This window comes from Spirosoma montaniterrae (genome assembly GCF_001988955.1).
Classification (GTDB): domain Bacteria; phylum Bacteroidota; class Bacteroidia; order Cytophagales; family Spirosomataceae; genus Spirosoma; species Spirosoma montaniterrae.
In genome coordinates this window covers 657,009-670,691 of the sequence record NZ_CP014263.1, presented here as the reverse complement: position 1 = coordinate 670,691, position 13,683 = coordinate 657,009, and the positions used below count along the sequence as shown (strand labels likewise).

General features: G+C 50.9%; 10 protein-coding genes. 4 read left to right on the top strand and 6 right to left on the bottom strand.

What is annotated here, in order from left to right; all coding sequences use genetic code 11:
* Positions 1–6 precede the first annotated feature (6 nt).
* The 3 genes from AWR27_RS02855 to AWR27_RS02845 all read right to left on the bottom strand — a co-directional run bounded on the left by AWR27_RS02855 (position 7) and on the right by AWR27_RS02845 (position 2,282).
* Positions 7–444: a chromate transporter gene (locus AWR27_RS02855; RefSeq protein WP_077129806.1), complete on the bottom strand. Its 438-nt coding sequence runs from the start codon at positions 442–444 to the stop codon at positions 7–9.
* A gap of 80 nt (positions 445–524) precedes the next feature.
* Entirely contained in the window at positions 525–1,775 is a 1,251-nt protein-coding gene (locus tag AWR27_RS02850; protein ID WP_077129805.1) for a dicarboxylate/amino acid:cation symporter, read from the bottom strand.
* A 69-nt stretch (positions 1,776–1,844) separates the two neighbouring features.
* Complete coding sequence (locus tag AWR27_RS02845) at positions 1,845–2,282, bottom strand: SRPBCC family protein (protein WP_077129804.1); 438 nt, start codon at positions 2,280–2,282, stop codon at positions 1,845–1,847.
* A gap of 147 nt (positions 2,283–2,429) precedes the next feature.
* Here AWR27_RS02845 and AWR27_RS02840 point away from each other — a divergent pair, with 147 nt between their 5' ends.
* The 3 genes from AWR27_RS02840 to AWR27_RS02830 all read left to right on the top strand — a co-directional run bounded on the left by AWR27_RS02840 (position 2,430) and on the right by AWR27_RS02830 (position 8,564).
* Entirely contained in the window at positions 2,430–6,413 is a 3,984-nt protein-coding gene (locus AWR27_RS02840; protein WP_157579094.1) for a hybrid sensor histidine kinase/response regulator transcription factor, read from the top strand.
* A 245-nt stretch (positions 6,414–6,658) separates the two neighbouring features.
* Positions 6,659–7,057, top strand: a complete 399-nt coding sequence (locus tag AWR27_RS02835) for a LytR/AlgR family response regulator transcription factor (protein ID WP_077129802.1) — start codon at positions 6,659–6,661, stop codon at positions 7,055–7,057.
* A 142-nt stretch (positions 7,058–7,199) separates the two neighbouring features.
* Positions 7,200–8,564, top strand: a complete 1,365-nt coding sequence (locus AWR27_RS02830) for an ELWxxDGT repeat protein (RefSeq protein ID WP_077129801.1) — start codon at positions 7,200–7,202, stop codon at positions 8,562–8,564.
* Positions 8,565–8,598: 34 nt separating this feature from the next.
* Here the strand turns inward: AWR27_RS02830 and AWR27_RS02825 are convergent, their stop codons facing one another.
* The gene (locus AWR27_RS02825) at positions 8,599–10,137 is read right to left on the bottom strand and encodes a glycine--tRNA ligase (RefSeq protein ID WP_077129800.1); all 1,539 of its coding nucleotides are present in this window, start codon (positions 10,135–10,137) and stop codon (positions 8,599–8,601) included.
* Positions 10,138–10,279: 142 nt separating this feature from the next.
* Positions 10,280–10,741 carry an IS200/IS605 family transposase gene (tnpA, locus tag AWR27_RS02820; RefSeq protein WP_077129799.1) on the bottom strand — a complete coding sequence of 154 codons (462 nt, stop codon included), beginning with the start codon at positions 10,739–10,741 and terminating at the stop codon, positions 10,280–10,282.
* A 464-nt stretch (positions 10,742–11,205) separates the two neighbouring features.
* On the opposite strand from tnpA, the gene AWR27_RS02815 reads away from it, so the two are divergent.
* Positions 11,206–12,204, top strand: a complete 999-nt coding sequence (locus AWR27_RS02815) for a ComEA family DNA-binding protein (protein WP_077129798.1) — start codon at positions 11,206–11,208, stop codon at positions 12,202–12,204.
* Here AWR27_RS02815 and rlmD read toward each other — a convergent pair.
* Positions 12,201–13,649 carry a 23S rRNA (uracil(1939)-C(5))-methyltransferase RlmD gene (rlmD, locus tag AWR27_RS02810; protein WP_077129797.1) on the bottom strand — a complete coding sequence of 483 codons (1,449 nt, stop codon included), beginning with the start codon at positions 13,647–13,649 and terminating at the stop codon, positions 12,201–12,203. The two genes, AWR27_RS02815 and rlmD, sit on opposite strands and share 4 nt — an antisense overlap.
* Between the last annotated feature and the right edge of the window lie 34 nt (positions 13,650–13,683).

The window sequence follows — 13,683 nt, the reverse complement described above, 5'->3', positions numbered from 1 at the left end:
AAACCGTTACGTATAATATTCCCTGACCTGAAACAGCAGCATCAGAAACAACAAGCCGAGCAGAATACCGAACAGGCTAAGCGACAATATGCTGGTCAGGATACTGATAAGCTGAGCGTAGTAGCTGAACACCCAGCCCTGCCGCTTGCGGTTGAATAAACCCGGCAAGGCAAGGATACTCAGTACCAGCCCGATCAGAGCCAATACCATGCTAACGGTGTAGGTAAATCCGGCCCCGGCTCCGCCCAGAAATGAGACCGGCATCAGCGCGGCTCCTATACCAAGGAAAGCCAACAGAGCCGGTGCCGACAAAATCAGCAGAACCAGGGTTACGATAGGCCAGTATTTCACGAACCCCTCGCGAAAATTGACCGGAAACTGAAATGGGGCTTTGGTAGTAAAGTACGGAGCCAGTTCAGACTCCAGAATGGCAGATTGGGCCATAGCTTTAGTAGGTTTAGGAATGAATGGTTGTGTAAAACCTACCCAAACTAATCCTTTATCCGGCTCACCCAACAATATGTTTACTCAACGGCAACCTCGCCCGAATCAACGGGTTGCGCATTCCGAAACTCGCCTTCCCATTTCGAGATCACGCAGGTAGCTACGGCGTTGCCCGCTACGCTTGTGGCCGAACGGCCCATGTCGAGCACCTGATCGATACCCAACAGCAGAGCCAGCCCCTCAACCGGCAAATTGAACAGCGAGAGCGTACCGGCAATAATCACCAGCGACGCACGCGGCACGCCCGCAATGCCTTTCGAGGTAATCATCAGCGTGAGCATCATGGTGATTTGCTGTTCGAGACTAAGCGGGATGTTGTAGGCTTGTGCAATAAATGCCGTGGCGAAGGTCATGTAGAGCATGGAACCGTCGAGATTGAACGAATAGCCCAGCGGCAGCACAAACGAAATAATCCGCTCCGAACAGCCAAACCGGCGTAACGCTTCGATGGTCTGTGGAAACGAGGCTTCTGAACTCGCCGTGCTGAACGACAGGATGAACGCATCTTTGATCTCTTTCAGCAACGCCAGATACGGTATGCCCACCACTAAGCAAATACCCCACAATACCACAAAGACAAAGAATAACAGCCCGCCGAAGAAGCACAGAATCAGGTAAGCGTACCCGGCCAGAATGCCCAGCCCCTGCATGGCTACCACATTGGCAATGGCACCCAGAACGCCAAACGGCGCGAACGACATCACATAGCCGGTAATCTTGAACATAATGTGCGACAGGGCGTCCAGTGCCTTGATCATGATTTTACCCTGCGCCCCAATGGCTCCCACAGCCACACCGAAGAAAATACTGAACACCACTATTTGCAGGATTTCGTTGGTGGCTAAAGCCTCTACGAAACTGGTCGGGATAATGTGGGTAATAAAATTCTCGAACGTCAGCTTTTTCACCTCGACCCCCGTATCGGTGCCTTTAACGGGCAAAGGCAGGTTCATAACCTCACCCGGTTTCATGATGTTCACCACCAGCAAACCAACTACTAACGACAGAATGGTGGCAAAATAAAAGTAGGCCAGTGTTTTCAGCCCAATGCGACCCACCGTGCCAAAATCGCCAAGTTTGGCAATACCTACCACGAGGGTGGCAAACACCAGCGGCCCGATAATCATTTTAATGAGCCGCAAAAAAATCTTGGACAGAATATTCAGATCGGTTCCCGAAAAGCCGGAGTCGGTAGCTGGAAAGAAATAGCCAATCACGATACCCAGCACCATGCCAATGAATATTCGGGTAGTTAAGTTAGGGAGCTTCATGTAAATAGATTAAATACCAGTTTGACAAAAGTAAAGCAATCCAGCCAGTTGAAAAAGTACGTATATCTTTCAACTAAAGATGCGCCGGTAAATTGGTTTTCGGTACGCAAATTGCAACCACATGAGCGGGTACATCAGGTAGTCAGTTAGCCAGAACGGGGTTCGGAACGTAATATCGTCGGCAATGATGGTTCCGCCCGCAGGGTCGGTCAGCAGGCGGTGGCGGTGTTGCCAGTAGGTTAGAAAGAAGGGAAGTTTAGTACCTTCGTCAATAAAAAAAATCTCGTTGGGCGTTGTTTGCTGATCGGTGATGAGACTGATCCAGTCTTGCCGAAAGAGCAGAAAATTAAGCCGGAGGTGAACGATGTCGCCAGTCAGACACCCGTCGAAGCGCACAACGTCGACAGGTGGAAAAGGCGGGCTGAGTTGGTTAAACAGGTTGCGGGTAAAACCGGCCCACACAGTAGCTGGGGCCTGATTAACATGTGTTTGCAGAAGCAGATGCATACGAAAATGAGGGGTAAAAAGCTGAGGCAGAAAGACCGGTTAATAAATAATGCTACCGTAAAATTGATAAATACGCAGACTTGGGCGAATTTGACCCTTTGCATTCGGCTTCCTCTTAGCCGAAGTGGGCAAATGTGGCTACAAAACATGCGTTGGTCGGTAGGCTTGCTGGTAGTTGGGTTGCTGGGATGGGCCGTACCGGTAGGTGCCGACGTACCCAACCCTGAGTACTTAACTGTGCGAAATGGGTTGCCACAGGGCTTCATCAAATCGCTCATTCAGGATCGGCGCGGCTTTGTCTGGCTCGCCACCCGCGACGGCCTTTGCCGCTACGACGGGGTTCGATTCCGTATCTACAACTACGATGCCCGGCAACCTCGTTCGCTGTCGTTCAGCAGCATCTACGAAATCAGGGAAGACCCCAAAGGAAGGCTGTGGCTTCGCACCGAAAATAATAACATCGACCGCTTCGATCCGGTTACGGAACAGTCAGAACATTACTCCGCCACGGCAGCTTTTCGACAGGCCCGGGGGCGTTCTGAGTTGGTTGGCTTTTTTCCTGACCGGCAGGATGGTGTCTGGGTTGCTACGCAAACGAACGGTTTTTTCCGCCTTAATCCAAATGGCAGCATCTCGCATCAGCATTGGTTCATGCAGGGCGACACCATTCAGCGTACCCTTCGCGCCCTGCTGCTCGACCGACGGGGCCGGGTTTGGCTGGCGGCAAAGGACGGCCTGTTTCAATACAACCCCAAAACAGGCCAATTTGCGGGCTTCCGTACAGCGCAGGGGCTTCCTCAGAACAATGTGCTGAGTATGTATGAACGGGCGAATGGCGAGTTACTTCTGGGCTTTCCGGGAAAAGTAGCCTTTTTCGACCCCGATAAAGGCACTGTCAGGCAGGTGCTCGACGTGCCGATACCTGCCAGCCAAACGCCCGTTTTTACCAGCGACCGACGCGGTACGGTCTACATCAACCAAAATCGATATACCGACAGTACGGGCCTGATTATTCTACAGCCCGATCCAAAACTCGCTCGTTTTCCGGTCATTTCGCTTTTAGTCGACCGTTCTAATGTGTTATGGGTCGGCACCAACGGCGACGGTGTCATCAAATATGACCTGAACAGCCGCTCGTTTACGGCTACTCCCTACGTAGTCAATTTTCATACCGACTGGCTGTCGCAGGTGCTTGGCGTTCCGGCTACGGCTATCCCGGTTCCCGTCCGACAGGAGTGGGCCTATAGCGTCCGTTATCAGTTCGACCGGCGCAAAGCATTGTGGATCAGCGGGAAAAATTTCGGACCGTATCGCTTCGACCCTGTTCGACGTACATTCGACCCCGTTCGGCCAACCGGTATCGAACCACGCTGGCTACCCGGCGGTTCTTTCCGATTCACCGCCTTAACCAAAGGCGCACAGGGTGAATTATGGGGGCTGCTCGGCCCGGATAGCCGGGCGGTGGTTCGTCACAATCCTGATCTACAGACGTTTACAGCCTTTCCGCTACCGCTGCCAGCCGGTCATCCCTACGTGATTCAGGCCATGACTGTCGATGGCGGTCGAATTTATTTAGCTACCGAAAATCATGGTTTGCTCCGGGCCGATTTGTCGACAAAGCGTCTTGTTCGCTGGTATGCCGATGGTAACAATGCCCGGGCCTTGCCCAACAACGCGCTCCTGTCGCTGGCCCAGGACCCAATTCAGTACAACTATCTCTGGATTGGTACATTCGGCAGTGGGTTGTGCCGGCTTGATAAGATGACGGGGCAAATTCGCCAGTTTACCGTTGATCAGGGGCTTCCGAACAACGTTATTTACGGTATCCGCCCCGACCGAAAAGGGCATCTGTGGCTCAGCACCAACCGGGGATTGTGCCGGTTTGACAGCCGAACCTTTGAAGTGCGCTTATACACCACCGACGACGGTTTGCCGAGTGAAGAATTTAACCGATTCCACGACGTAGCGTTGCCCGATGGTCGGATGATATTCGGCGGCATTGGCGGCTATACCCTGTTCGACCCAGCCCGAATTCGGGTCGATGGCTTTAACCCGGTGGTTGCGCTGACGGCTTTGCGCATTAACAATCAGTTAGTTAATGCCCTTACACCCGATTCTCCCATTCAACAGGACATCAATGAAACGAAAGAAATTGAATTACGCCACGACCAAAACTTCCTGACGTTCAACTTTGCCGCGCTCCAGTTCAACCAGAATGGGAAAAATCAATACCGGTACAAACTCACCGGCTTAGACCGCGACTGGACCTACAGCGGTAATCAGGCAACGGCTACCTATACCAACCTGCCATCAGGCACGTACACGTTTGTGGTCAATGCGTCGAACACGTCTGGCATCTGGAGTACGCATACACGTGAAATTCAGATTGTTATCAAACCACCCCTCTGGAAAACCTGGTGGGCTTATCTGGGCTACGCGCTGGTTTTGCTGGGAGCTTTTGCCATTTACCTGCGTATGCGTATCCACCGGGTTCGGCTGCAAAGCCGCATGGAGCTTCGCGAGCAGGAATCGCAGCAACTCAAGCAGTTGAATGAAGTTAAAACCCGCTTTTTTGCCAACATTACCCATGAATTTCGCACGCCGTTAACGCTCATCCTGACGCCCTTGCAGGAGTTACTGAACGAAACTACCGATGCTCGTCAACACAACCGGCTGTCGCTCATTTACCGGAACGCCAACCGGCTGTTGCGGCTCATCAACGAACTGCTCGATCTGGCTAAATTAGACGCGGGCAACATGACCATTACGCTCACCGCCGACAACCTGAGTGAATTTGTTGAGCGGATTGCGGCCAGCTTCGACGAGGAAGCCCGACGGCAGAATATTACGCTACAAGTGCAATCGACACTTAAAAAGCCGTTTTACCTGTTCGATACCGATAAAGTTGAAAAGATTATCAACAACCTGATTTCCAACGCGCTCAAGTTCACCAAAGAGGCAGGTGTCGTTAGCATACACCTATCGGCACAGCCTGCCTACGAGACTTCTGCTTCGGTCAGCTCTGAGCCAGCCAGTGATCTTGTCAGGTTTGTGGTTCGCGATACGGGCATCGGTATTGAAGCCGATAAGCTACCCCATATATTTAACCGATTTTATCAGGTCGATGCTACAACCTCGCCCGATGGGTCGGCCAGTGGCTCTGGCATTGGTCTGGCGTTGGTAAAAGAATTGGTCGAAATGATGCATGGCACTATTTCGCTCGAAAGTCGTCCTGGCGTGGGTAGCGCGTTTATCGTTGAATTGCCCTGTCGTCCGGCCAGTGTTGGGGTCATCGAATCGCTGGTACTGCCGTTGCCCGCTACCAACGGGTTGATTACCAAGCCAACTTCTACAGATGGCAGTGCACCCCGTTTATTATTGGTTGAAGATAATGACGAGTTGGCTGCATACATAATCAGCGTATTGAACCCGGAATGGAAAATTCGCCGGGCTACAAACGGACGAGCCGGTATTGAGGCTGCTATTGCCGATGGTGCCGATCTGATTATCAGTGATGTGCTGATGCCTGAATTAGATGGGTATGAACTCTGCCGCCAGTTGAAGGCCAACCCCATTACCAGCCATATTCCTATTTTGCTGTTGACAGCAAAAGCCGCTATTGAAAGCCGTTTGGAAGGATTTAACGCGGGGGCCGACGACTACCTGACGAAGCCATTTCAGGTTGAAGAACTGCGTGGGCGAGTGCGGAATCGCCTGGAACAGCAACAGCGGATGCGCCTGCATTACCGCACGCAGCTTCTGCGCGAAGGGCATTTGCCTACGGCCAGCCCGGCACCGCAAGACGAGTTCATGAACCGCATCTATGCTATTCTGGAAGAGCGGCTTGACGATACTACCTTCGGCGTTGAGCCATTGGCCACGGGCATCGGCATGAGCCGGATGCATCTGAATCGAAAAATCAAAGCCATGACAGGCATGACACCCAACGAGTTAATCCGGGCTGTTCGGCTGAAGCGGGGTGCTGAATTGTTGCTGACGGGAGCTTCGGTGTCTGAGACCGCTGACCGCGTTGGGTTCGATACGGCAGCGTACTTCTCCAAAGTTTTCAAGGAGCAGTATCAATGTACACCGTCGGAATATGTCGAAAAAAGTCGACAGGAAGTTGTGTAATACCATCAGAAACGTAGTACAATCCATAAACTGTCTATGCATACTATACTAATTTATGCTTTCCTCAATCGAGGTAATTTTATATCAATATTATAGACTTAGTATACGTAGGTGAGTATTCACAGATCATGTTACAAATTTCATAGTCGCTGTTACGAATGAGCATGTGGTAGGCGGACAATCGCCATAGTATTGTATCACTATCGTTTTACCAACTACGGTCAAACCTCTACTACCGAACGCTCATGTCTTATTTTCCATCAGCCGCTACCTCAGCTCGCACGATGCCGACCGAGTGGCCCCCGTTAAAGTTGTACTTACGTGAAACAGGTCGTCAGTCTTTTTCTGTTTCCGATCTGGTTTATCTTCAGGCTGTTGCTAATTATAGCTGGTTAAATTGGGTAGACGGTCAGCGGATGCTGATGCCACGCACACTCAAATATTATTCGCCAAAATTACCCACCGAATGGTTCATTCGTCTGCACCGCAACTGTGTGGTGAATCGGCGTTACGTTGAGCGGTTAGAGCGCACTGATGCTGGTGGGCTGGTACATCTCTCAACAGGCGAGGTTCTCCCGGTATCGCGTCGGCGGTGGAGCCTTGTTCGGCGGCAATTAGCGCATGGCATGCCACATCTGAATTAATACTCGCTCATTTCCGCTTCTTCCCAACGTAGAAAAAAACCCCGACCAGAACAGGCCGGGTTTTTTTGTTGCATTATGCATTAATAAGGCACAATAGAGGCATAATTTTTGCTCTGGTTTTATAAATAACTGAGATTGTAGTATGATTAGATTCTTTGTTTTACTTTTTGTTACATCAGCATCCAGTCTCGCTCAATCTCCCGAGTTAGTAAAGGACCTGTACAGTGGTGCTGTGAGCGGATGGCCTCATAGTATGATCAAAGTAGGCAAAAATTTATTTTTTTCAGCATCAACTCTAATTGACAATAATAGTCATTACAGCCTTTGGAAAACCGATGGCACAACAGGTGGTACTGTCTTAGTAAAAAGTCATATTGAAATAGATGATCGAACATTAACCGGTATAAATGATATCTTGTATTTTGCCGCGTCCGACGAAAACGGCACAGAGTTATGGAGATCAGATGGAACAACAGAAGGTACAGTAATGGTGAAAGACATACATACCACTGGCAGCTCTTATCCGAGAAAATTAACCAATGTAAACGGTACATTATTTTTTATAGCGTCTGACTTGCAAAACGTAGACCAACTCTGGAAATCAGACGGATCTCTTAATGGTACAATACCAGTGAAAAGATTATCTAATGATTTTGGATTCCCTGTTGGTCAGCCTCAAATGATATCTTTCAAGAACAAACTGCATTATCTGTATACATCAGATAGTGAGCTACAATTATGGCAATCTGACGGATCGCTGGATGGTACTTTACCTGTAAAGGTATTATCGTATGGGGGTGACTTTTTAGTAAACTTCAACAACAGGCAGCTACTGTTTACTGGCCCGCAGGGCTGGTTTGGTAGTACCCTCTGGCAGTCAGATGGTACATCAGAAGGCACATCAACTATACAAACTATAAATGGCGAAAAACTTGCTTTCATAAGCCAACCCGTTGTACTAAATGACAATAGCTATTTCTACGGATTTTCGTCTAACGGTATCATTGGGTTATGGAAGTATGATGGAGTTAACCTACAGTTGATAAAGCATCCTCTACAATCCTATCACTCAATGTATTACAATGGTAAAGTGCCCATCATTGATAATGTTTTGTACTTTCGTGCTTTCTCAACAGACAATCGGAACAATTTATGGCGTTCAGATGCAACTGAAAACGGCACTTTTGCGATTCCTGTTGTTAATGAAGGAATTATCTACGAAGACGTGCAGGAAATCACTGCCCTCCGCAACAAAATTTATTTTACTGCTCGATCCGTTCAGCTTGAAAAGAGGTTTCTGTTTGTTAGCGATGGAACAGAGGCAGGAACTAAACGTTTGTTTGAGGTTCCTTATCAACGGCATGAAGAAAGAAGCAACGTGATACTGGGAGCTTATGATGGGACCCTATATCTTCGCCTTAGGGATTCAGCTCACGGATTGGAGCTATGGAAATACACACCGGACGAAAAAAAATGCTTGCCTGTTGTCGTAAGTAAAATAAAATAAGGGAGTGGCTAACTACCCCCTTATTTTATTTTACTTACATCTGCTCTAATAATCGCTCCATCGACACTTCCTGGCCGATGCGGGCTTTGAGTTCGCTAATCGGAACCCGGATTTGCTCGGTAGTGTCACGATACCGAATTGTTACGGTGTCGTCTTCTATCGTCTGGTAGTCAACCGCAATGCAGAACGGCGTGCCAATTAGATCCTGCCGTGTGTAACGTTTGCCGATGGCGTCGCGCTCCTCCATAATTACGCGGAATTCTGAGCGCAACAATTTCACGATCTGCTCGGCTTTTTCGGGGAGGCCATCTTTGCGTACCAACGGAAACACGGCCGCTTTGATAGGGGCAAGTGCCGGGTGTAGTTTCAGATATGTGCGCTCTTTCTGTTTATCGCCCGGCGTGGATTCGCCCTCTCCTACTGTCTCTTTCGTGAAGGCATTGCAGAACACGGCCAGAAACAGCCGGTCGGCCCCAACGGAGGTCTCAACTACGTAAGGAATGTAATTTCCGTAGGGCTTACCCGTGGCCGGGTCAACGTCATTGTCAAAATACTGCTGTTTTTTGCGGCTCAGTTCCTGGTGCGATTTCAGATCAAAATCAGTGCGTGAGTGAATGCCCTCCATCTCACGAAATCCAAACGGAAACTGATACTCAATGTCCACAGCGGCATTGGCGTAGTGCGCCAGTTTCTCGTGAACGTGAAATTTCAGTTTTTCGGCGGGCAGTCCGAGTGCCTGATGGAATTTCATGCGCGTATCGCGCCAGCGTTCGTACCATTCCATTTCGGTGCCGGGGCGCACGAAGAACTGCATTTCCATCTGCTCAAATTCGCGCATACGGAACGTGAACTGCCGCGCCACAATCTCGTTGCGGAACGCTTTCCCAATCTGGGCAATGCCGAAGGGTATTTTCATGCGGCCCGTTTTCTGCACGTTCAGGAAGTTTACAAAAATGCCCTGCGCTGTTTCGGGGCGGAGGTAAATAAGGCTGGCGTCTTCAGCCAACGAACCTACCTGCGTAGAAAACATCAGGTTGAACTGCCGCACTTCTGTCCAGTTGTCAGTGCCGGAAACAGGACACTTGATACCTTCGGCAATGATAAGATTCCGCACCCCGTCGAGGTCGTTCTCGCCAAGCAGCCGGGCCATTTCGTTGAGCAGGGCCTGGGCGCGGTCGGCATCACCTGCGTTGGCATATTCTTCGGCTTTCAGTTCAAGAAGTTGGTCGGCCCGGTAGCGTTTTTTGGAATCGCGGTTGTCGATCATCGGGTCGTTGAACGAATCGACGTGTCCCGACGCCTTCCACGTGAGCGGGTGCATGAAAATCGACGCATCGATGCCCACCACCGGTCCGCCGTCGCGGTTGTCGTGGAGTTGAGTCATGGCCTTCCACCACAGCGTTTTGAGGTTATTTTTCAGTTCAACGCCATTCTGCCCGTAGTCATACACGGCCTGTAGACCGTCGTAGATTTCAGACGAAGGGAACACAAAGCCATATTCTTTGGCGTGGGCGATAATATCTTGCAGCGAAGTAGCTGGCGGTCCGTCGGTACGGGTCGGAGTAGTATTCATACGTGAGGGCAAAAATACGCACCTTTTGCATATGAACATGCCACTATGTTCAGTGGCTTGTTCATAGTGACATTTGCATAGGCCCAAACTACACCCATAGTCAGGGACGTACCGGCGCAACGTCGGTATAACATAGTGTCCTTCAACCCAACGGCTGAAACAAATATTGCTCTTCGTAGCTGACACCAAACGCATCTAAGACTTGTCGGTATTCGTCCAGAAACGAACGTTTGGTATGGTGATCTTCCTGCTTTTCTATGTAACGGATAACCGCCGGTAGCTGGCTTTTGCTGTAGGAGAATGCGCCGTAGCCTTCCTGCCAGCTAAAGTGACCCTGCGTCAATCGATTGTCGTTAACCCATTTGGCCGAACTCTGCTTCAAGTTTTTCATCAATTCTGAAAGCGATTGGGTCGGTCGTAAGCCGACCAATAGATGTACGTGGTCAGGCATACCGTTTATGATGAGGAGTTTATGACCATATTGACTAATGATACCTGTCATGAAGCTGTACAAATCGTATTTCCAATTGGGTGCAATAACAGCGTCGCGGTGCTTAACGGCGAAAACCAGTTGCAAATGAATTTGAGTATAGGTGTTTGGCATGGTAAGCGTCAATTTTCTTGATTTGACGAGGAATTGATGTGCAGGTATCGCGTTTTCTACCGACGCTATCGCTGTTGCGTCCCTAACGGGACAATGGAGGGGGGGGGCTATTTCTTTCTACCGACGCTGCGCTGTTATGTCCCTACGGGACTACGTAGATGTGCGGTATCAGTACCAGAAAAATTAATAATCTTCCAGAAGTCCCATTAGGGACGTAACAGCGCAGCGTCGGTAGAAAACAGAAATGCCCCCTCCCTCCATTGTCCCGTAGGGACGTAACAGCGCAGCGTCGGTAGAAAACAGAAATGCCCCCTCCCTCCATTGTCCCGTAGGGACGTAACAGCGTAGCGTCGGTAGCGTAGAAAACGCAATAATAATTGAGAAAATCAACAAACCGCTTGACAGAAACCTGTTTACCTTTTAGTTTGCACCGAATATCCAACTAAAAGGTAAGCCCACCGTTCATGTTCAATCGTTTTCAGTCGCTCGTGCGCGACTATTTTGGCTTTTCGCACCGCGAGGCTCGTGGCTTTACGGTGCTTATCATCCTGACGCTGCTTTGTTTGTTTATTCCCTTTCTGTATCGCTTCGTTGCCAACCGAAAACCTGCCGATACGTCAGCCGCCGACCAGCGCAAACTCGATAGTTTGGTAGCTCTGATGCAGGCTGAAGACGCCAGACAACCCGCCTTCGGCAATCGCCCCGACCGCGACAAAACCACCGCCGAACGCTTCAGCGAACCCAAACTGTTCAACTTCGACCCCAACACGGTGAGCGTGGCGGGCTGGCAGCAACTGGGCCTTCCCCGGTGGCTGGCCGAACGCATCGATAAATACCGCAGCAAAGGCGGGCAGTTCCGCAAAAAAGAAGACCTCCTCCGCATCTACGACTTTCCACCTGACCTCTACGACCAACTTGAACCGTATATCGTTTTACAGACGCCGGGAAACAAGGTGGAGGGAGAAAGGAGCTTTGCAGACAAGAGTGACGGGCGGTTTGGTAATGAGCGCGAACCATTCAAACCCACTGAGCGACCGGCCTTTGCCGAACGACCCGCTAAACCTACCCTCCAACCATTCGATATCAACACCGCCGACACGTCGCAACTCATTGCCCTCAAAGGCATTGGCAGTACGCTGGCAGGGCGCATCGTGAAATACCGCGACGCACTCGGCGGTTTTGTGTCGCCCGAGCAGTTTCGCAACGTCTACGGGTTAGATTCGCTGGCATTTGACGAACTCCGCAAGTTTGGGCAGATTCGGTCGGGGCCGCGCAAGATTCCGGTTAATACCGCTACCGCCGAACAACTCGACCGGCTGCCGTTTCTGTCGCGCCGACAGGCGCAGGTGATTGTCAACTACCGCGAACAGCACGGGGCATACACGTCTGCCGAATCGCTCAAACCAATTCGCATTCTCGATGCCGGGACGATAGAGAAAATCGCACCGTATCTGGAGTTTTAGCCCTTCCGTTCCAGCACCACTACGTTCTCGACGTGATGTGTGTGCGGAAACATATCAACGGGTTGCACGTCGGTAACGGTGTAGCCTTCATCTAAAATACCGAGGTCGCGGGCCTGCGTGGCAGTATTGCAGCTTACGTACACAATGCGCCGGGGAGCGGCCTGTAGCAACTGCCGCGTAACGGCTTCGTCCATGCCAGCGCGGGGCGGGTCGGTAATCACCACGTCGGGCCGACCATGCTGGTCGAAAAAGCTTTCAGTCAAAATGTCGCGCATGTCGCCCGCATAGAAACGGGCATTGGTGATACCATTGATGTCGGCGTTGACACGAGCATCGGCCACGGAGGCTTCAACGTACTCAACGCCAACCACTTCGCGGGCTTGCCGGGCCACGAATAGTGCAATGGTGCCGGTGCCAGTGTAGAGGTCATACACGCACTCCTGCCCGGTGAGGGCTGCCCCGGCGCGGGCCACTTTGTAGAGACTGAACGCCTGTTGCGCATTGGTCTGATAAAACGATTTCGGGCCTACCCGGAACGTAAGCGGTTGGCCGCTTCCATCGTCCATCGTTTCTTCGATGTAAGGTTTTCCGGCCCAGTTAACTACCTCCTGATCCTGATAGCTGTCGTTTTTCTTGGTGTTCAGGATGTAGTTCAGCGAGGTAATCTGCGAAAATTCCGTTTGCAGAAACGTCAGCAGCCCGTTGAGTTGGTTGGGGTCGTCCTGTGCCACCTGTACCGTTACCATCACCTGCTGCGTAGTATCGGCAGTGCGGATAATGAGCGTCCGTAGAAAACCAGTATGCAGTTTCAGATTATACATCGTCATATCGTGCCGAAACGCATAATCTGCTACGGCTAAGCGAATGGCGTTCGAGGGGTCGGGCTGGAGGTAGCAATGCCGGATGGGCAGCACCTTGTCGAAGCGGCCCGGCACGTGGAAACCTAAGGCGCGGGGGTCCATCGGCAGGTCGGTGGCGGCTTCAGCCTGCGTGAGCCAGCGACCTTCAGCGCAGGTGAATTCGAGTTTGTTGCGGTAATATTGAGTGGGATGCGCGGCCAAAATCGGGCGAATGTCAGGCAGCGGCACTTTACCGATACGGGTCAACTGATCGACTACCTGCTGCTGCTTGAACCGCAGTTGCTCATCGTAGCGAATGTGTTGCCACTTACAGCCGCCACAGGTGCCAAAATGTTCGCAGAACGGCTCTGCACGCACCTTCGAGCGTTCATGAACGGTTTCGGCTACGGCTTCGCGGTACTGTTTTTTCTTGTTCGTGATTCGCAAATCAACCACGTCGCCAGGTGCCACACCCGGTCCGCCGGTGGGATTTTCTACGAAAATTACGCCCTCGTCGGTGCGAACAATGCATTTGCCTTCGGCGACTACGGCATCTATACGAATGCCGTACAACCGTTCGGGTGCTTTATGACTCTTTCTACGCATACTATCCTAAAAAACTGCTAATTTAGGCAGCTAT

Excerpts from the sequence above, each read along its gene's own strand:
- AWR27_RS02855 (WP_077129806.1), bottom strand. The coding sequence starts at position 444 with ATGGCCCAATCTGCCATTCTGGAGTCTGAACTGGCTCCGTACTTTACT.
- AWR27_RS02850 (WP_077129805.1), bottom strand. The coding sequence starts at position 1,775 with ATGAAGCTCCCTAACTTAACTACCCGAATATTCATTGGCATGGTGCTG.
- AWR27_RS02845 (WP_077129804.1), bottom strand. The coding sequence starts at position 2,282 with ATGCATCTGCTTCTGCAAACACATGTTAATCAGGCCCCAGCTACTGTG.
- AWR27_RS02840 (WP_157579094.1), top strand. The coding sequence starts at position 2,430 with ATGCGTTGGTCGGTAGGCTTGCTGGTAGTTGGGTTGCTGGGATGGGCC.
- AWR27_RS02835 (WP_077129802.1), top strand. The coding sequence starts at position 6,659 with ATGTCTTATTTTCCATCAGCCGCTACCTCAGCTCGCACGATGCCGACC.
- AWR27_RS02830 (WP_077129801.1), top strand. The coding sequence starts at position 7,200 with ATGATTAGATTCTTTGTTTTACTTTTTGTTACATCAGCATCCAGTCTC.
- AWR27_RS02825 (WP_077129800.1), bottom strand. The coding sequence starts at position 10,137 with ATGAATACTACTCCGACCCGTACCGACGGACCGCCAGCTACTTCGCTG.
- tnpA (WP_077129799.1), bottom strand. The coding sequence starts at position 10,741 with ATGCCAAACACCTATACTCAAATTCATTTGCAACTGGTTTTCGCCGTT.
- AWR27_RS02815 (WP_077129798.1), top strand. The coding sequence starts at position 11,206 with ATGTTCAATCGTTTTCAGTCGCTCGTGCGCGACTATTTTGGCTTTTCG.
- rlmD (WP_077129797.1), bottom strand. The coding sequence starts at position 13,649 with ATGCGTAGAAAGAGTCATAAAGCACCCGAACGGTTGTACGGCATTCGT.